An 18,375-nucleotide genomic window follows, 5' to 3' on the forward strand; every position below is an offset into this window, starting at 1 on the left:
CGTGCGGGCAGCTATGGCTTGCTTCTTTACTTATACTGCTTGATGCAACTTTACCCTTACGGCCTGGCGCTGGCGCTGCTAGCCGCCGCGCCCGGCGCGACCCTCGCCCAAAAAACTGTTCAGCCCACACCTGTTGCCGCTACTCTTCCTCCGCTAGTTGATTCGTACCAGGCTCTGAAGGAAGGAGTCGAGCTGCACGATAAGGGGGAGCATGAAGCCGCCATTGCCCGCTACCGCGCCGTTACGCCCGGCGACACACTGTATCCGGCCGTACAAAGCGAGCTGGCCAACACGTATCTGGCGGTGCAGAAATACCAGGAGGCCGTAGATGCCGCCAACCGCGCCCTGGCATTGCACTACATTGATCCGCAGCCGTACATAGCGCTGGCCTGGGCTGAGGAAGAGCTCAAGCACCCCGACAAAGCCCAAGCCGCTTACGACACCGGCCTGCAGCGCTTCCCGTACCACCAGATGCTGTGGTTCAATCAGAGCATCATGCAGGTGGAGGCAAAACGGCTGGAAGAAGGGTTTCGTAGCCTGCAGCGCAGTTTGGCACTGAAGCCTGCTCATGCCAGCAGCCATTTCCAGCTGGGCAGCCTGGCCGTGCGCCAGGGGCAGACCAGCCACGCCATGCTCAGCATGCTTGCGTTCCTGCTCATCAGCCCCGATGGCTCTTCGAGCCACGATGTGCTGGTGTCCTTGGAGCAGCAGGCGGCGCGTGCCGCCACGGTAGAAGAAGCCCGCAAGCTCACGTCTTTCACGCCCAACGAAGCATTCCAGGAGCTGGACCTGCTCATCGAGTCCAAAGTAGCCCTGCGCAAAGAATACGTTTCCAAGGTGAAATTCGACGCGGCGCTGGTAAAACAGGTGCAGCTGCTGGTAGAGAAGTTTCCGGCCACTGCTTCCGACGACTTCTGGGTGCGTCTCTACGGTCCGCTCGTGGAGCAGCTCCGCCAGGGCGACAACCTCACTACCGCCACTTACCTCGCCCTTACGTCCGCCGACGATAAGAAAGCCACGCAGTGGATCAAAGGCAACAAGAGCAAAATCGAGAAGTTCTACGCCGCCGTTACGCCCGCTTTGCTTCAGATTCGGGAGCAGCAGCCCGTGGTGCGGGAAGGCAAAACGGTGCTCACCAAAGCCTGGTTTGATGATGAAGGCCGCATCAATGGCCTCGGCGAAGGCACCGTGCAGGGCGAGGAGCGCCGCTTCACCGGCCCCTGGATATTCACAGCCGAAACCGGCGCGGTAGAGCAGGAGGGAAGCTACGGCCCCGACTTCAAGCGCACCGGCCCCTGGCGCATCTACCACTCCAACGGCCAGCTGCAGCGCACCGCCACCTACCGCAACGGCGAGATGGAAGGCCTCGTGCGCGACTACCACGACAACGGCCAGCTGGCCGCCGAAATGCCAACGGCGAAGGACAAGGTGGAAGGCGTGATGAAGCTGTTCAACTACTGCGGCGAGCTGACCGAAACGCGCACCTTCCAGGCCGGCGACCTGAACGGGCCGTACGCTACGTTCCACCCCGGCGGCCGGCCCAAAATGCGCGCCGAGCTGCGCGCCGACAAGCAACAGGGCCTCCAGACATACTTTTACCCCGACGGGGCCAAGGAGTTTGAGTACACCTACGTCGATGGCAAAAAGCAGGGCCCGTTTCTGGTAAACTACTCCGACAACGTGCCCGAAAAGCGCGGCACCTATGACCAGGACGAGCTGCACGGCCCCTACACCGAGTATTTTTCCAACGGCCAGCTGCAGAACGCCGGCACCTTCACGCGCGGCAAGCGCACCGGGCTCTGGAAAGAATACTTTGCCGATGGGAAGCTGAGCGCCGAAATCAACTACGATGAGGCGGGCGAGCTGCACGGCATCTACCACGACTACACCTACCAGGGAAAGCTCTACTGCGACTTCGACTATGACCACGGCCGGCTCACGCGCCTGCGCTACTATGACCCCGCCACCGGCCGCACCCTGCAGGATACGCCCATTAAGAAAGGCCGCGTCGCAGTACAACTCTACGGTGCCGACGGCCTCACTACGGGCACGGGCGCTTACCTCGATGGCAAAATTGAGGGCGAGTGGCGCTGGCAGTACACCAACGGCATGCTCCAGCAGATTCGTAGCTACAAGCAGGGGCAGCTCGAAGGTTCTTCTGTAGAGTACTACGCCAACGGCCAGCTCAAGCAGCGCACTACCTACACCGAAGGCGTGCAGGAAGGTCCCTATGAGTCGTTTTTGCGCGACGGCCAGCGCAGCCAGACCGGCTACTACCGCGGCGGCCAGCCCCAGGGCCCCTGGCGCGACTACTACGCCGACGGCCAGCTGAGCGAGGAATACGAAATGCACCAGGGCCAGAAAAACGGGGTTACCCGCAGCTTCGCTCCCAACGGCAAGCTCACCGAGTCGCGCGTCTACGAGTTTGGCCGCAAGCTGACGCTGACCACCTACGACACGCTGGGCCGAACCGTCAGCCACGTGGTGCAGAAGCCCGATACCAAGGGGTTTACCTTCACTTACCCCAGTGGCAACGTGCTGTACCGCACGCCCGTGTCCTGCTACGAAAACCAGGGCCCGGCCAGCTGGTATTATCCTTCCGGCAAAACGGAGGTGGCCTTCGGCTACGAAGCCGATAAGCGCCACGGCCCCTATAAATCCTTCTTCCAAGATGGCAAAACCCGGCTGGAAGGCGAGTTCCGCAACGGCGACCGGCACGGCCTCTGGAAAGAATACTACGCCAGCGGGCAGCTGAAATCTTCCATCAACTACCGCTACGGAAGCTGGGTGGGCGAAACGCGCTACTACTTCCCGAACGGCCAGCTGGAAGCCGTGCAAAACTACCTCTACGGCACGCCCGAAGGCCTTTCGCAGCATTACAACCCGGCCGGCGAGCTGCTGGAAGAGCGCCTCTACGAGCACGGCAACCTGGCCGCCTTCCGCCCCGGCCACGACCAGTCGGCGCCCTGGCAGCGCATTGAAAAGCTGACGGGCACTATCAAAACCAGCTTCGCCAACGGCAAGCCGGCCGCCGACGAAACCGTGCGCGGCGGCCTGCTCGACGGGACCCGCACCGCTTATTACAGCTCCGGACAGGTGTTTTGCCGCATGAATTTCAAGGAAGGTATGCTGACGGGCACGCTCACTGGCTACCACCCCAACGGCCAGCTGATGGAGGAAGAGCAGTATCTGCACGGCGAGTTCCACGGCAGCAGCCGCTACTACCGCCCCGACGGCACGCTGGAACGCGAAGAAAATTATCGGAGTGGGGAAAAGCTCGGCCCGACTGTATATTACGATGTGAAGGGCAAGCCCACCAAGACCGAAGTGTACTGGAACCAATACGTGTATGAAGGCAAATAAATGGTCGGGCGGCGTGCTGGCGCTGCTGTTGTGTGCGGGCCTCGCGCTGCCGGCCGCCCACGCCCAGCAGCCCACCCAGCTCGTGGCCGAAATGCAGGCGAAGTTTCCGGGCGAAAAAGCCGTGTACCTCGACTACCGCACCGACCTCACGCTGGAAGCCAAAGGCGACTCGGTGCTGGTGCTGGCCCGCCACCACCAGGACATGCTGCACCTCGATGCGCAGTCGGTGGCGTACGTCAATGACAAGGTGTTCAACTCGCACTTCAGCCGCCTGCAGAAGCTGGATGCCCGCACCCTGGTGCCCAGCGGCAACAGCTACAAGACCGTGAAGGTGACGGACTATAAGGAGAAGTTCGAGCTGCAGTCGGGCATTTTCTACGACGATACGCGCTCCACCACCTGGACCTTCCCGGCCGTGGCGCCCGGCGCCCGCACCGTCACGGACTACACCGTGCGCCACCCCGACCCGCGCTTTCTCAACCCGTTCTACTTCGGCTCCTACGTGCCCGTACGCCACGCCGAGCTGACCATCACGGCCCCGCGCAACATCAAAATCAGCCACCGCCTTTTCCATACCGAAGGCCTGAATATCAACTTCAGCAAGCAGGAAAAAGGCAATACCGTCACCTACCGCTGGACCTCCGACAACCTGCCCAGCCCCCCGCGCGACTCCGACGGCCCCGAAGCCGCCTACTACCTGCCGCACCTCGTGTATTTTGTGGAGGAAGTGCCTTCGGCTGACGGACAGGCCCGCAAAGTGCTGGCTGGCGTGCCGGAGCTCTACAACCTGTATTCCGGTTTTGTGAGCAAGCTCGACCCGCAGGAAAGCCCCGCTCTGCGCCGCGTAGTTGACTCTTTGGTGGTGGGCGCCAAAACCGAGCAGGACCGGGTGCAGCGCGTGTACTACTGGGTGCAGGACAACATTCGCTACGTGGCCTTCGAAAACGGCATGGGCGGCTTCATCCCGCGCGATGCCGGTGCCGTGTATGCCAAGCGCTACGGCGACTGCAAGGACATGGCCAACCTCACCCGCGAGATGCTGCGCATGGCCGGCGTCAAGTCCTACCTCACCTGGATTGGTACCCGCGACCTGCCCTACCGCTATTCCGAGCTGGCCACGCCGGGCGTCGACAACCACATGATTACGACCTACGAGGCCAGCCCCGGCAAGTACGTTTTCCTCGACGCCACCAACAAATACATGCCCTTTGGCATGCCCTCGGCCTTTATTCAGGGCAAAGAGGCCTTGATGGCTGTTGACGGCAAAAACTGCAAAGTGGTAGACGTGCCCATCATGAGCCAGGACCGCAGCCCCGTGTCCGACGTGTCGGCGCTGACGCTGGACGACAAGGGCGGGCTGCGCGGCAAAGGCAGCCTCCAGCTGGCCGGCTACCCCAAAGTCATGCAGAGCTACGCCCTCGACGGCCTCGACCAGACCGAGGAAACCAAGTACATCAAGGCCCTGCTGGAGCGCGGCAACAACAAGTTCTTCGTCGACAAATACAGCGTCAGCCACCTTGATGCGCGCGACCAGCCCCTCACCATCGACTACGAGTACCGCCTGCAGGACTACGTGCAGAAGCTCGACGACGAAATCTACGTGAACCTGAACCTGGAGCGGCCCTACGCCCACGACCGGATTGACGCCGACAAGCGCCGCCTGCCCCGCGTGAACGAGTACGCCACCCAGAACCACAGCCGCACCGAGCTGGAAATTCCGGCCGGCTACGACGTGGAGTACCTGCCCCCGACTGCCGAAATGAACGACCCCGTATTCGGTTTCAAGGTGAAATATGAGCGGCAGGGCAACAAAATCGTGCAGGACAAGCAGGTCTACATCAACTACCTGCTGCTCCAGCCCAAGCAGTTTCAGCAGTGGAATGCCGTGGTAGACAAGCTGAACGCCGCCTACCGCGAAACCGTGATTTTAAAGCGGAAAAAGGCCTGATTGCCGGCTATGCAGGTGTACCAGGGCTGAAGCCCGGGGCTACGCAGGGCCCACCGCCGTACCGCTGACTAGCCCAGGGCTTCAGCCCTGGGATGCCCGCGCCGATTACTAACCCAGCCCGTCTTATCCATCGGGAAATCCCGCGCCATCGGGCGCCTGTTTTATCTTTCTATGACCCTTCTTTCCGTTGCCCGCGCCACTGCTGCTTCGCTGCTGCTGCTCACGGCCGCTGCGCCGCTCCACGCCCAGCAGATACCCAAAACGTTGCAGTACGCCACTTATACCTGGGACGCCAAGCGCACCAAGCGCCTGCCCATTTCCGACGAAGACGCCAAACAGCCCGCGTTGGTGCTGCGCGACTTCACGGCCCACGAATACATGTTTAGTGAGCAGGACAAGGCCATCAAGCTCTACTCCACCGAGCACCGCATTCTGCGCGTGAACACCTCCGATGGCATTGAGCGGTTCAACAAGATTTATATCCCGCAGGACGGCGGCCAACTGCTCTACCTGAAGGCCCGTACTATCAGCCCGCGCGGCGAAGTGGTAGAGGTGAACGAAGGCAGCATCAAGGAACTGAAGGATGAAGACGGTGGCCGCGGCTTCAAGATTTTCGCGGTGGAGGGCGTGGAGAAGGGTTCCGAAATTGAGTATTTGTTTCTGCGCGAGCGGCCCGCCAAATTCTTTGGGCGAGACTACCTGCAAAGCGCCGTTCCTACCCGCGACGTGTCGTTTGAGCTGATTTCGCCCGAGGCCCTCACTTTCGATACACGCGTCTATCATGGCCCCGCCGCCTCGCCCGATACGGTTATTGCCGGCAAGCACCATATCAGAATGAAGCTGGCCAGCGTGCCTGCCGCCCGCGAGGAAACCTTCGCGCAGAGCAGCGCCGAGCGGATGCGTGTGGAATACAAGCTGGCTTACACCGCCCAGCGCGGCCGCACCCGCCTCTTCACGTGGGCCGATGCCAGCCAGTATCTGCACGGCACCATCTATACCCTAGCCAAAGACGAAACCAAGGCCGCCGACAAAGTCCTGCGCGACGCCAAGCTGCCCGCCAGTGGCGACTTAGCTGGCCGAGTTCAGGCCCTGGAAAACTACCTCAAAACTAGCTTCAACCTGACCGAAGGCGGCGAGACCAATCTGGGCCGGATTGCGGCCACCAAAAACGCCTCCGAGCTGGGCATGACCCGCCTGTTTGTGGCCCTGCTGCGCCGCCTGAACATCGAGCACGAACTCGTGGTGACCACCGACCGGAGTGACGTGGTGTTCGACGACACGTTCGACACCTGGAACTACCTCGACAACTACGCCCTCTATTTCCCGGAAACCAAGCAGCTGCTGGCTCCCGCCCGCCCCGATTTCCGCTATGGCATGGTGCCGCCCGGCTGGACGGCCAACAAAGGCCTGTTCATACGTACTGTAAAGCTGGGCTCCACTGAATCGGCGGTAGGTGTGGTGCGCGACATCCCGACGCTAGCCGCCGAGCAGAGCCCCAACGACCTCGACATCAAGGTGAAATTTGCGCCGGAGCTGGATAAGGCTTTCGTGGATATCCGGCAGGTGCTGGGCGGCTACCATGCGCAGGCCATCCAGCCATTCTATTCCCTGATTCCGGAGGAAAAGCGCACGGAGGTGATGCAGTCGTTGGTGAAAGGCAACGTGCCCGACGCCACCTTCAAAAGCGTGAAAGTAACCAACGGCGAGGCTGGGCTGAGCCCGCTCAGCAAGCCGTTTCTGGTAGATGCCAGCGTAGAATCGGCGGCGCTGCTCAACAAAGCTGGACAACGCTACCTGTTCAAAATCGGGGACTTGCTGGGGCAGCAGTCGGAGCTGTACCAGGCCGAAGCGCGCCAGTACGATGTGGAAAACGACTTCAACCGCCGCTACAACCGCGTTATCACGCTGGAGCTGCCTGCCGGCTACCAGGTGCGCAACCTCCAGGACCTGAACGCCGACGTGAAAGCCGGCCCCGATGCCAAAGACCCGCTCTATTACTTCAACTCGAAGTATGCCGTGCAGGGCCAGACCGTGACGGTGACCATCACGGAAGCCTACCGCCAGATCCGCTGGCCTAAGAAGGATTTCGAGGCCTTCCGCGACGTGGTAAATGCCGCCGCCAACTTCAACAAAGTGGTACTGGTGCTGGAAAAGAAAAGCTAGACCGACTTCTCAGGTATTCAAACCGCCCCACGTTCCCAGAGCGTGGGGCGGTTTGCGTATCACGGCCCAAGAAAGCGTAATGAAAATGCTCGGCATGCCGAATAATTTATGTTCTTTGTAAGCTTCACGATCCAACGCTAGCCGCCATGCAACAGCCCGCCGCCACTCCCGCGCCACTCGCCGATACCGCTGCTGCAGCGGCGTTCCGGCGCACTATTTCCAGCCCGCTGAAGCTGCGCCTATTTATGCTGCGCAGCCTGCCAATGGCGTATCTGGCGGGGCTGCGGCTACGCGAAATCACGCCGGCGCGGGCGGTTATCACGGTGCCGTTTAAGTATCTCACCCAGAATCCGTTTCGCAGTATCTATTTCGCCTGCCTAAGTATGGCGGCCGAAATGGCCAGCGGCATTCTGGCCATGATGAATATTCAGGGCCAGGGGCGCGTTTCGATGCTGGTAGTGGGCCTGGAAGCCGAATTCACGAAGAAAGCCGTGGGCCTGATTGCCTTCACCTGCGAAGACGGCCGCCATATTGCGCAAGCCATAGCCGACAGCCGCGCCAGCGGCGAAGGCCGCACCGTCATCTGCACCAGCACCGGTGTAGATGAAGCCGGCGACACGGTGGCCATATTCCGCATCACGTGGTCGTTCCGGGCGAAATAGGCAGAGTAGCGGTTCCTGAATACACTCCAGTTTGCTTCCAATGAAAACGATTCTACTGCTACTTCTGTCCGTTCTGCTTCACGTCTCAGTTGCGCAGGCCTGTTCTTGCGTCACTACAGGCAAATCTGAACGGCAGAAGATTGCGGATGCTTACCGGCAGGATGCGCTAATTTTCGTGGGCCGGGTGGTCAGTATCGATACGGTAACTACTACCGATACCGTGCGGGTTTCGGACACGGGGCCCGCCGCACAGCAGTTCCAGCTTATCCGGCACGAGAAACTGCGCTACACGTTTGCCGTTGCGCGGCAGTTCAAAGGAACGGCCACCGGCCCTACGGTGCTAGTAGCCAGCGAAATTTCCAGTGCCTCGTGCGGCAAGCATTTTGCGGTAGGCTCCGAGCAGTTGGTCTACGCGTTTCTCGTGACGCAGAAAGAATCAGTTTATGGCGGCGAACTGGAGGACGTCACGCCGTATTATGCCACCAGCCTCTGCAACCGCAGCCAGGAACTGAAATCCGTGAAGCGAGCCGAGTTAAAGCAACTGGCGAAGGCCAGCAAGTAAGCCAGCCTTAGTTGTCGTCTTCGAGCCGCTCTTTCGTAATGACGTCCACGAGGCCGTCTTCACTCACCACAATGGCCAGGCAGGGGTAAGGCGAGGTTTCGACGTAGCGGATGGCGGAGTTGTAGCGGGCACCACGGGTGCTGGTGCCGCGGCCCATGGATGCCTTGCCGTCCAGAATCACCCCAATGGAGTAGCAGTACGATTCGGGGTCGAGGAGCACCGCCCCATCAATAGCCGTGACGAGGCGCGTGATGAGCGGCGTAAGCGGCACCGGCTCAATAAGGGTGCATTGCAGTTTCAGGCGGTCGGCTTCGGCCAGGGCTTCGGTGGTGATGACGAGCAGCGTGCCGTGCTTCTGGCGGCTGGCCTCTAGCACCACTTCCCAGAGCCGCTCAATTTTGGCGGGGTCAGTGAGTTGGAAGGTGCGCTTAAGGTCCTTGCGGAACTTCGTGCGGTTGAGGCGCGGCCGGGGCAAGCTGGGCTGGCCATACTGTGTGCGCATCAACACCTTGCCATCGTGCTGAAACTCCCAGGAGTAATGGTTGATGAACTCGATGACAAACAGGTCTTCGCGGCTGGCATCATAAGGGCCAACGAGGCGGCCCAGCGCATACACATTTTCGCCGTCGGCCAGCAGGCTTACGTCGGGCGTGGTCATTTCCAGCAGCTTCCGCACGGCGCGGTAATCGGTGAGCGGCGTGGGGCAGGTGAGGGCAAACACCTCCTGCAGGTTAGGATGATGACGCCGGGCCAGCAGAAGCTTGCCTACCCCCTCGGCGCCTTCGTAGCGGAGGCTGGAAATGGTATTGAGGGTGTGAAACAGCCGGGCCGCACCAGGCTCAGTACCCAGGGCCTGCGCTGGCGTATCGAGCAGGCTTTTGCCGGCGGCACGCAGCAGTTCTTCGGTTTCGCGGGGGCGTGCCAGCAGGCCCGAGCCAGGCTCCGGCTCATTCAGCAGCTTGATGCACTCTTCCTGAAAGCGCAAAACAGACGCCACCAGCAACGACGGCAGCAGCGGCTTGCCATTGGTGTAGAAGCGGCCAGTGCGCAACGACGGATACGCCCGCAACGGCTTGCGTTGCACTCGCAGCACAGTCATCACAAAAAAGCCGTTGATTTCAGAAGGCCACCCGCAGAAATGCTGGTAGGGCGAGTTGGCGTCGAGCGTGTCGAGTACAGTTTGCACGGCCATCCGCACGCCCTGGCCTTCGTGGCGGCGGCGCACCAGCTCCGGGCTGACATCGTCGCGGCCGGGGTAGGGAGGCACGGTGCGAGTCTGGAGCCGGCGCCCTTCCGCTACCGCATCCTCAAACAGCCTGCTTTCCAGGCCACATTCGGCTGGTTCCAGGCATACCGTCGGAACATCGGCCACGGTGCCTGAGAGTGTGGGCAATGCCAGCAGCAGCACGTAGGGCTCCAAGTCTTCATCAAGCGCCCCAAACAGGCTGTCGGCCATTACCTGCGTGGCCTGCCGGAAGCGGGCCTGGTGCGGCCACACCCGGAAAGCGTCGGAAACCGGCGCGGCGAAAGTAGGGGCTACGGGCGGCGCAGAAAGCAGGGGTAAGGGGGAAAGCATGTTCTCAGGACGTAGGAAAGCGGGGGCGGCAGCGGGAAAAGGGCGGCGGGAAAACTGCCGAAGCGGAGCCCTAGTACACAGAGTTGCCCGGTAGCAAGAAAGACGTACGGGGGCGGCAAATATTTTACAGCTGAAATAGAACCGGCAAAACCATCTTTTGCTTTACTGGCTGCCCCTGATAGGTGGCAGGGGTCCATTTTGGGGCGGCTTTGATAAGGCGTAGGGCCTCCTGCTCGAGGCCGGAGCCAAGCAGGGGCTTCAGCACGTTGATGTCGGTGAGGGAACCATCTTTCTGAACAATGAATTCCACCATCACGCGTCCTTCCAGCTTGCGCTGGCGTGCCAGCGCCGGGTACTTCTGGTTCTTCTGGATCCAGTCGAAAAAGGCTTCCTCGCCCCCCACCGGGCGGGCGGGCTGGTCGGCCTTCACAACAGTTGTGCCGGCCGGGGCAGCCGGCTTGCCAGGAGCTGCGGGGCTGGTCGTGGCCAGAGTAGGCTCGTCGGCTCCGACCGGAATCTGGAAGGAAATCGGCACCGTCACGCGCTGGCGCACCTTGGCGCCCTTGTGCTGCGCGGGCGTCCATTTGGGGCCGGCTTTGATCAGGCGCAGCGCCTCCGCGTCCAGGTCAGGGTCGAGGGGCGCGGCCACTACCGCACCGGAAATGACGCCGCTTTTTTCCACCACAAACGTGACCGTGACGGTGCCTGCCGCGCCGCGCTGCAGCGCGGCCGTAGGGTACTGCTGGTGGTCGGCCAGATACTGCGCGTAGGCTTCCACGCCGCCCACCGGCACGGCAGGCTGCGCCACGGCGTCATAAATCTGGTCGGGCTGCGGCTTGGGATACTTCAGCTTCTGCTGAGCATGGGTGGCAGCGGGCAAAGCAAGGGTGGCCACAAGGGCCAGACGGCGAAGAGTAGAGCGCATAGCAGCAGATAGTAGGCAGATACGAAGTCGGGGCAGTTCAACAACCGCACCAGCTGCCGCTCTGGTTCAGCCTCGTACGCGCCGACACCAAAAAACGGCTATTTTTGACGTATGGCACCTGACACTACTTCCGATACCGGCAATCTGGCTTCCTCGGCCGCTGCTGCGTCTTCTTCCACCGCTCACAACTCCAGCCGCGCGCCCGAGCCGGTCGGCCTCTACCCGCATGCCCGGCGCGTAGGCAACCTGCTGTTTTTGTCGGGAGTGGGGCCGCGCCAGCGGGGGCAGAAGCACGTGCCCGGCGTGGAGCTGGACGAGGACGGCAACATTCTCAGCTACGATTTCGAAAGCCAGTGCCATGCCGTATTTCAAAACGTACGCTACATTCTGGAAGAAGCCGGCTCGCGCTGGGAAGACCTCGTGGACGTGACGGTGTTCCTAACTAATATGAGGGACGACTTTCATACCTACAACCGTCTCTACGCCGAATATTTCCAGAGCAACCAGCCCTGCCGCACCACCGTCGAAATCAACTGCTTGCCCACGCCCATTGCCATCGAGCTGAAGTGCGTGGCGGCCATCGGTTAGCAGTATGGGCATAACATGCGGGCTGATGAAGGCTGCTAGCCTGCTTCTGCTGCTGCTCTTCGGCAGCGCGTGGCCGGCCAGTGCGCAAGCTCCCCCCGATGGTGCCCCCTTTGCGGTTACGTTCAGCGACGTGCAGCGGCTGGCGGGCACTTATGAAGGTACGCTCGGTGGCAAATACCGCATCCGGCTGCAGCTCAGCGGCTCCGACTCAGCGCTGACCGGGCAGTACTACTACCTCAGCAAAGGCCAGCCGCTGCAGCTGCGGGGCCAGCTGAATAGCAGCGGCTTGGTGCTGCTACGCGAAACAGTGGGCGCCGATACCGTGGCTACCGGCTGGTTTTCGGGTAAGCTGGACGCCGGCCCGCTGCTGGCCGACCAGTGGCTGCGCGGGGAATGGTACAACCGTTCGGGCACTACGCTCATGCCGTTTCAGCTGCAGCGCATGGGCGGTTCGGCGCGGCCCACCACGGCCAAGGCCCGCATTGGGTCCAAAACCTATCTGATGGCGTTTGAGGGGCCGGTAGTGACGGTGCCCGACGCCAGCGTGACCAAGCTGCTGGCGCAGTGCTTTTCGCTGGAAAGCCTGATTGGCCAGGACCTCGCCAGCCTGCGCGCCGAGCAGGAGGAAAAGCGCCGGGAAGGCATGCATGGCGGCACCGAGCGGCTGGACTACGCGGTGAACTACAATGCCCACGGCCTGCTCAGCCTCACTACCCAGACCACCGGCACCGGAGCCAGCGTATGGTACGACCACCGCACACAGAACATTGACCTGAATACCGGCTTTCCTGTGGTGCTGGAAGACGAGATTCAGCCCGAAAAGCTGGCGCAGTTTCTGGCGCTGGGGCAGCAGAAGATGCAGAAAATAACGCGGGCCTACGTGCCTGAGCAGGACGGATTCCTGTCGGAAGAAGACGAGCAGGGCGTGCTAGGGCAGCAGTTTGGGCTGCACAGCACGCAGGAATACACCGTATCGGCGGCGGGTTTGGCCTTCGACCATCCTGTCAGCTACGATGGGCTGTCGAACTTCGTGTGGAAAGTGCTGACCGGCAATTTTAAGGTGGAGTTCACCCACGCCGAGCTGGCCCGCTTCCTGAAACCCGACAGCCCGTTGCGGCGGCTCACGCAGCGCTAAGCAGGAAGCAAAGGAAGGCGTGTTATGGAAATATAGTATATTCATAATGCACGCATTGGTCGAGTGCCGATGTGGGCCAGGAAGTCTGAGCGGGCAGATAGTGGAGGCGAAAATCAGACGACCTGAAAGCCGCGTGCCGTGTTTTCCACCTTCTAGTGCTCTGCCGCAATGCGCCGTCTGTCCCGCTTCCGCTTCCTGACGCTGGCTGCCGTGGCGCTGCTGGCGGGTCTGGTGTCGTGCCATTACTACCTCGACCACCATTTTCGGGCTACGTACCAGGATGCCAACGCCCTGCTGCACGCCAGCGCCCGGCAAAAGCCCTATCTGAAAGCGCATCTGCGCAACGGCAGCGTGTATGTGTTTGACTCGCTGTGGCAGTACACAGCCGGCACCGATGCCGTGAGTGGCAATGCGGTGCAGTACGATTTCAACCGGCGGGAGCAGAGCCGGGGACCGGTGCAGCTGCCCGTCGATTCGGTAGCCATTTTTGAATCCAACCGGCCGGTGCCTTCCAAAGATGCCGGCCGGGTGGCGGCCCTCGCCATTCTGGCCGGCGCCGACGTGGCGCTGGGAATAGTGTGCATTACGATACCGAAGGCCTGTTTCGGCTCGTGCCCTACGTTCTACTACGAGCAGGAAGACAATGTGAATAGTGCCAACGCCGAGGGCTTTTCCAGCGCCATTGCTCCCGCTTTCGAGGCTGCCGATGTGGATGCGCTGCACAACCCTTCTGTGCTTGGGCGAACCACGTTTGGGCTGACGATGAAAAACGAAGCCCTGGAAACGCACGCCGTGAATGCTGTACAGCTGCTGGCAGTGCCCCGCGGCCCCGGCCAGCGTGTGTTTCACGATGGCGAAAACGGCTTCTACCTCACCGAACAGCTCACGCCCATCACAGCAGCCCGTTGCGGCCCGGAAAAACTGACGGCCGCTCTGGCCGAGGCCGACGACGACCGGGAGTGGTTCAGCCCCGCCGATTCTACCGACCTGAGCACCCGCGAAACCGTGGAGCTGTCCTTCGAGCATGCGCCGACCGGCCCGGTGGGGCTGGTGCTGAACTTTCGCCAGACCCTGCTCACTACATTCCTGCTCTACAATGCCTACGGCTACATGGGCGACGAAGTGGGCGACCTGTTTGCCCGCGTCGAAACCGACCGTACCGTCCGCAGCTCCCTCACCAATCCGTATGGTTTGCTGGGTGGCATCGACGTGAGCTGCCTGGACGCACGCACCGGCCGCTGGGTGCCCGCCTCCACGCTCTACGAAACAGGTCCTATTGCCCGCAATCTGCAGTTTGTGCCGCTGCCTGGCGCCCAGAGCAGCGGGCCACTGCGCGTGCGGCTACGGTTAGCGAAAGGTCTGTGGCGTCTCGATTATGCCGGTTTAGCTACCGTGCGCGGCCGTACGCAGCCGCTGGTGCTGAACCCGGGCCTGGTCACGCGCGCCGGCCGCTCCGACGACGAAGCCCGCCAGCAGCTTTCCGCCGATGACCATAGCTACCTCACGGCGCTGCCTGGCGAAGCCTGCCGGCTGCATTTCCGGCTGCCCGACCCGGCCCGTGACTACGAGTTGTTTGTCCGCTCCAAGGGCTACTATCTGGAGTGGATTCGGCAGGACTGGCTGCGAGAGAAAAATCTGCCCAAGCTGCGGGGGATGCTCACCAATAATCCGGCTACCTGGGCCGAGCTGGCCCGGGAATTCAAAACCGCGGAGCCCCGCATGGAAGCCATCTTCTGGAACAGCAAAATTGTGCAGTAGCTATGCAAAAGGCCCTTATCGTACTGTTGCTGGCACCATGTCTACTGGCGGGCTGCCGCGTCAATAAGGCCGTGCCGCTGGCCAGGGAACTGCCGGAGTCGCCGCGTGGCGTGGAACTGGTGCAGCTGGATAAGCGCAAAATACCGCTGCAGCAGGGAGAACTGCTGGCCCTGACTCCGGACACGGCCTACGTGCTGACTACGCAGGGCCAGGTGCTGCCCATTCCGAAAAATGCCATTGAGGCGGCGCAGCTCAACATTGCCCTGACCAGCAACCAGCCTGCCAGCTTGCGGGGCTGGGCCGGCCTAACTAACCTGCTGACCCTCTCGCACGGGCTTTTTATGGTCTTTACGTTGCCGCTGAATATTGGCATAACGTCGGCTGTAGGCACCGGAGCAGGACGAGCCTACCAGGTAGACTATCCGCAGCAAATCAACTGGGAGGAAATGAACAAGTTTGCACGTTTTCCGCAGGGGCTGCCGCGTGGTGTGCCGCTGAGCCAGCTGCGCTGACTAGAGCGGCGGGCTTGATGAGTAGTTTGAGAGAGGGGGCCGTACCTTCGTGGGGTCCACTTGTTTTGTCGCCGTGCCCGTTTCTGCTGCCATTCGCCCGCTTACTGTTTCGCCTGCCGAAGTCTTCACCGAAAACCTGACTACCCACATGGCGCAGGAGCAGCACTACGCCAGCCGCCACCAATTGGGGGGCTGGCTGCGGGTGGTACTGTTTGGGGGCGGCGCGTTCGGCGCGTGGGGGCTCTTTTCACAGGGGTACCTGCTGCCGGGCATTGCGTTTGTAGCGGCGGTATGGCTGGCCTTCATGGCAATGGTGCGCTGGCATGGCCGCATGAGCTATCAGCGCGAGCATCACCGCCTGCTGGCCCGCCTCAACCAGGACGAGCTAAACCGCCTGGCCGGCAAGCTGGACAGCTTCGACCCGGGTCTGCGCTACCTCGATACCCAGCATCCGTACGCCGCCGACCTCGACGTATTCGGCGCCCACTCGTTGTTCCAGCTGCTCAACCGTGCCTCTACCCGGCTGGGCCAAGACTGGCTGGCCGGCTGGCTGCTCCGGCCCGCCCTGGCCGATGTGGTACGTGCCCGCCAGCAAGCCACCGCCGAGCTGGCCCCCGATGTAGCCTGGACCCAGGAGTGGCAGGCGCGCGCCCGTCATTTTCCGCGCCAGCAAGCCGATCCGCGCGAATTCAGCGCCTGGCTGGCCCACCCCGATTTCTTTGCCGGCAAGCCTTGGCTGAAGCCGTTGCTGGTGCTGCTGCCACTGCTGTCGGTAGGGGCTATGGTGGCTTGGGGACTAGGAGCCGGCTTCTATCCATTAGTAGTGGTGCAGTTGGCTATTGGAGTGCTGAACGGGCGGCTGGCGCTGGCCCGCACAGAATATGCCGAGCAGGCCACCGCCATGCGCGACGCGCTACGGGCCACACAGGCCCAATTGGCGCTGTTCGAGGACGAATCGGCTCCGGACTGGCAGGCGGCGCGGCTGCGGCAGCTGCGCGAAACGCTGCGGGCAGCCAGCCACGGCACTGCTGCCACGCGCCGCCTTGGGCAGCTGGCCACGGTAGCCGGCCTGTTCCGGGGGCGGGAGCATCCGTTGGGGGCACTGCTCCTGAATAGCTTATTGCTCTGGGACTTGCATGCCATGTGGCAGCTGGAGCGCTGGAAGCGCGACTTGGGTCCGGAACTGACTACCGTGCTGGAAGTGCAGGCCGAGTTGGAAGCCCTCATCAGCCTTGCCGGCTGGCAATTCGGCAACCCCACCTATACCACTCCTGAGCTAAGCAGTGCGCCCCTCGAAGTGACGGCCGAAGCTCTGGGCCATCCGCTCATCTTCGCGGCACGCCGCATCACCAACGATTTTCAGACCAGCGGCTACGGTCAGACGGCCGTTATTACGGGCTCCAATATGGCCGGTAAAAGCACGTTTTTGCGGACTGTGGGCCTGAACATGGTACTGGCCCTGGCCGGTGGCGTTGTGTGCGCCCGACGCTTGCGCCTCAGTCCGGCCCAGGTGTTCACGGCCATGCGCACCCAGGACAATCTGGCCGAAAGCACCTCTTCCTTCTACGCCGAGTTGAAACGGCTTAAGCTGCTACTGGACCTGAGTAGCAACGAAGATGCCAGCCACGGAAACAGCCAGCAGGCACCCGTAGCGGATGCATTGCCGGTGTTTTATCTGCTCGATGAGATTTTGAAAGGCACCAACTCGCTGGACCGCCACCGCGGAGCCCGGGCGCTGTTGCGGCAGTTGCACCAGCGCCCTGCCGCCGGCCTCATCAGCACCCACGACCTGGAGCTGGCTGCGCTGGAAGCCGAATGGCCCGGCCAGGTGCGCAACTTCAGCTTCAACAGCACCTTCAGCGGCGGCGAAATCCACTTTGACTACCACCTGACGCCCGGTGCCTGCCGCGCCTTCAATGCCAGCCAGCTGATGCAGTTGATGGGAATTGAGGTTGACGGATAAGAAAATTTGGTTGAAAATCTGCGCGGTGTATGCCTTATTGCGGCCGGAGCACAACTTATAGCCGCGTATTGTGGTAAGCTGAACAGGCTTATTTTGCCTGTACTTCAAATTTAATTCTCTGCTTCGTGTACATCCGCAAGAATCTTCGCTGGCGTGTAATCTGGAAATACGCCTGGCAAGGACTGGTCGTATTTACGCTGTATTCCACGCTGGTCTGCATCCTCTACCGGTTAGTTGGGTTTCGGTCGTTGTCTATTCCGTGGCAGCCGGTGGCCACGCTGGGCATTGCGGTATCGTTCTACATCGGCTTCAAAAATAACGGCTCGTACGACCGTTTCTGGGAAGGCCGGCAGCTATGGGGAGGCATCGTAAACTACAGCCGCACCTGGGCCATACAGTCGCTGGAATACGTGACGTCGGTGGTGGATGCGCCCGAAATTGATGCGCCCGCCGCTTCCCAGGCCGAGCTGACCCTGCGCCACCGCCGGCTAGTATACCGCCAGATTGCGTGGTGCAACGCCCTGCGCCTGAATCTACGGCGCCAGAACGACCAGTGGGACGAGCAGGTGGCGCCTTTCCTCGACCCGGCCGAGTCGGCGGAGATGCGCCGCAAGCAGAACCCGCCGGCCCATTTGCTGCGCCAGCAGGCCGCCGACCTGCGTATTCTGCGCGAGGAACGCGGCTTGCTGAACGACTTCCAGCACGTGAACATGATGACCAGCATTGAGCAGTTCAACAACCTGCAGGGGGGCTGTGAGCGAATCAAGAATACCCCGTTTCCGCGCCAGTATGCTTTCTACAGCTTCGTGTTTGTGTGGCTGTTTGCCGCACTGCTGCCCCTGGGCCTGATCGGGGAGTTTGAAAAGATGGGGCCGGACCACATCTGGCTGACTATTCCTTTTTCAGTGCTGGTATCGTGGGTATTCAACACTATCGAAATAGTGGGGCACACCAGCGAAAATCCCTTCGAAAACGAGATGAACGACGTGCCGATGACCGCCATCTGCCGCACCATCGAAATAGACCTGCGCGAAATGCTCGGCGAAACTCATCTACCGTCCAAGCTGGCCCCAATCGACGATATTCTATATTAAAAAGTAAAGCAGCGCCCGGCTGGACTTACCGTTTTGGGCCCTAGGTCAGAGAGATTTGCCTTGCAGACAGAAGAGCTACCGTCAGCGAGCCAGCTGATTCGCCTTCCTGTTTGACCAAAGCTGGGC

Annotated in this window: 13 protein-coding genes; 11 read left to right on the plus strand and 2 right to left on the minus strand. The window is 61.4% G+C overall.

What is annotated here, in order from left to right:
• The first annotated feature begins 42 nt into the window (after positions 1–42).
• The 5 genes from IC231_RS05575 to IC231_RS05595 all read left to right on the plus strand — a co-directional run bounded on the left by IC231_RS05575 (position 43) and on the right by IC231_RS05595 (position 8,698).
• Complete coding sequence (locus tag IC231_RS05575; protein ID WP_190783539.1) at positions 43–3,363, plus strand: hypothetical protein; 3,321 nt, start codon at positions 43–45, stop codon at positions 3,361–3,363.
• Positions 3,350–5,311 (plus strand): DUF3857 domain-containing transglutaminase family protein, encoded by a 1,962-nt coding sequence (locus tag IC231_RS05580; protein WP_190783540.1) that lies wholly within the window; start codon positions 3,350–3,352, stop codon positions 5,309–5,311. The genes IC231_RS05575 and IC231_RS05580 overlap by 14 nt, the downstream gene beginning before the upstream one ends.
• A gap of 171 nt (positions 5,312–5,482) precedes the next feature.
• Positions 5,483–7,474 (plus strand): DUF3857 domain-containing protein, encoded by a 1,992-nt coding sequence (locus tag IC231_RS05585; RefSeq protein ID WP_190783541.1) that lies wholly within the window; start codon positions 5,483–5,485, stop codon positions 7,472–7,474.
• Positions 7,475–7,620: 146 nt separating this feature from the next.
• On the plus strand, positions 7,621–8,136 hold the full coding sequence (locus IC231_RS05590; RefSeq protein ID WP_211538868.1) for a DUF4442 domain-containing protein: 516 nt from the start codon (positions 7,621–7,623) through the stop codon (positions 8,134–8,136).
• A 40-nt stretch (positions 8,137–8,176) separates the two neighbouring features.
• A complete protein-coding gene (locus IC231_RS05595) occupies positions 8,177–8,698 on the plus strand; it encodes a hypothetical protein (protein WP_190783542.1) in 522 nt (173 codons plus the stop codon).
• A 7-nt stretch (positions 8,699–8,705) separates the two neighbouring features.
• Here the strand turns inward: IC231_RS05595 and IC231_RS05600 are convergent, their stop codons facing one another.
• Together IC231_RS05600 and IC231_RS05605 are read right to left on the minus strand one after the other, a co-directional pair.
• Positions 8,706–10,274 carry a DNA integrity scanning protein DisA nucleotide-binding domain protein gene (locus tag IC231_RS05600; protein WP_190783543.1) on the minus strand — a complete coding sequence of 523 codons (1,569 nt, stop codon included), beginning with the start codon at positions 10,272–10,274 and terminating at the stop codon, positions 8,706–8,708.
• Positions 10,275–10,398: 124 nt separating this feature from the next.
• On the minus strand, positions 10,399–11,199 hold the full coding sequence (locus tag IC231_RS05605; RefSeq protein ID WP_190783544.1) for an energy transducer TonB: 801 nt from the start codon (positions 11,197–11,199) through the stop codon (positions 10,399–10,401).
• Between the two features lie 111 nt (positions 11,200–11,310).
• Between IC231_RS05605 and IC231_RS05610 the strand changes: the two genes are divergently transcribed.
• The 6 genes from IC231_RS05610 to IC231_RS05635 all read left to right on the plus strand — a co-directional run bounded on the left by IC231_RS05610 (position 11,311) and on the right by IC231_RS05635 (position 18,249).
• A complete protein-coding gene (locus IC231_RS05610; protein ID WP_190783545.1) occupies positions 11,311–11,787 on the plus strand; it encodes a RidA family protein in 477 nt (158 codons plus the stop codon).
• Positions 11,788–11,812: 25 nt separating this feature from the next.
• Positions 11,813–12,922, plus strand: coding sequence for a hypothetical protein (locus IC231_RS05615; RefSeq protein WP_190783546.1), 1,110 nt, complete (start codon positions 11,813–11,815; stop codon positions 12,920–12,922).
• 168 nt (positions 12,923–13,090) lie between these two features.
• Positions 13,091–14,680: a hypothetical protein gene (locus tag IC231_RS05620; protein ID WP_190783547.1), complete on the plus strand. Its 1,590-nt coding sequence runs from the start codon at positions 13,091–13,093 to the stop codon at positions 14,678–14,680.
• Between the two features lie 2 nt (positions 14,681–14,682).
• On the plus strand, positions 14,683–15,192 hold the full coding sequence (locus IC231_RS05625) for a hypothetical protein (RefSeq protein WP_190783548.1): 510 nt from the start codon (positions 14,683–14,685) through the stop codon (positions 15,190–15,192).
• Positions 15,193–15,265: 73 nt separating this feature from the next.
• Positions 15,266–17,155 carry a MutS-related protein gene (locus IC231_RS20310; RefSeq protein ID WP_190783549.1) on the plus strand — a complete coding sequence of 630 codons (1,890 nt, stop codon included), beginning with the start codon at positions 15,266–15,268 and terminating at the stop codon, positions 17,153–17,155.
• Positions 17,156–17,280: 125 nt separating this feature from the next.
• Positions 17,281–18,249, plus strand: a complete 969-nt coding sequence (locus IC231_RS05635) for a bestrophin family protein (RefSeq protein WP_190783550.1) — start codon at positions 17,281–17,283, stop codon at positions 18,247–18,249.
• The last annotated feature ends 126 nt before the right edge of the window (positions 18,250–18,375 follow it).

This window comes from Hymenobacter duratus, assembly GCF_014698995.1.
Lineage (GTDB): Bacteria > Bacteroidota > Bacteroidia > Cytophagales > Hymenobacteraceae > Hymenobacter > Hymenobacter duratus.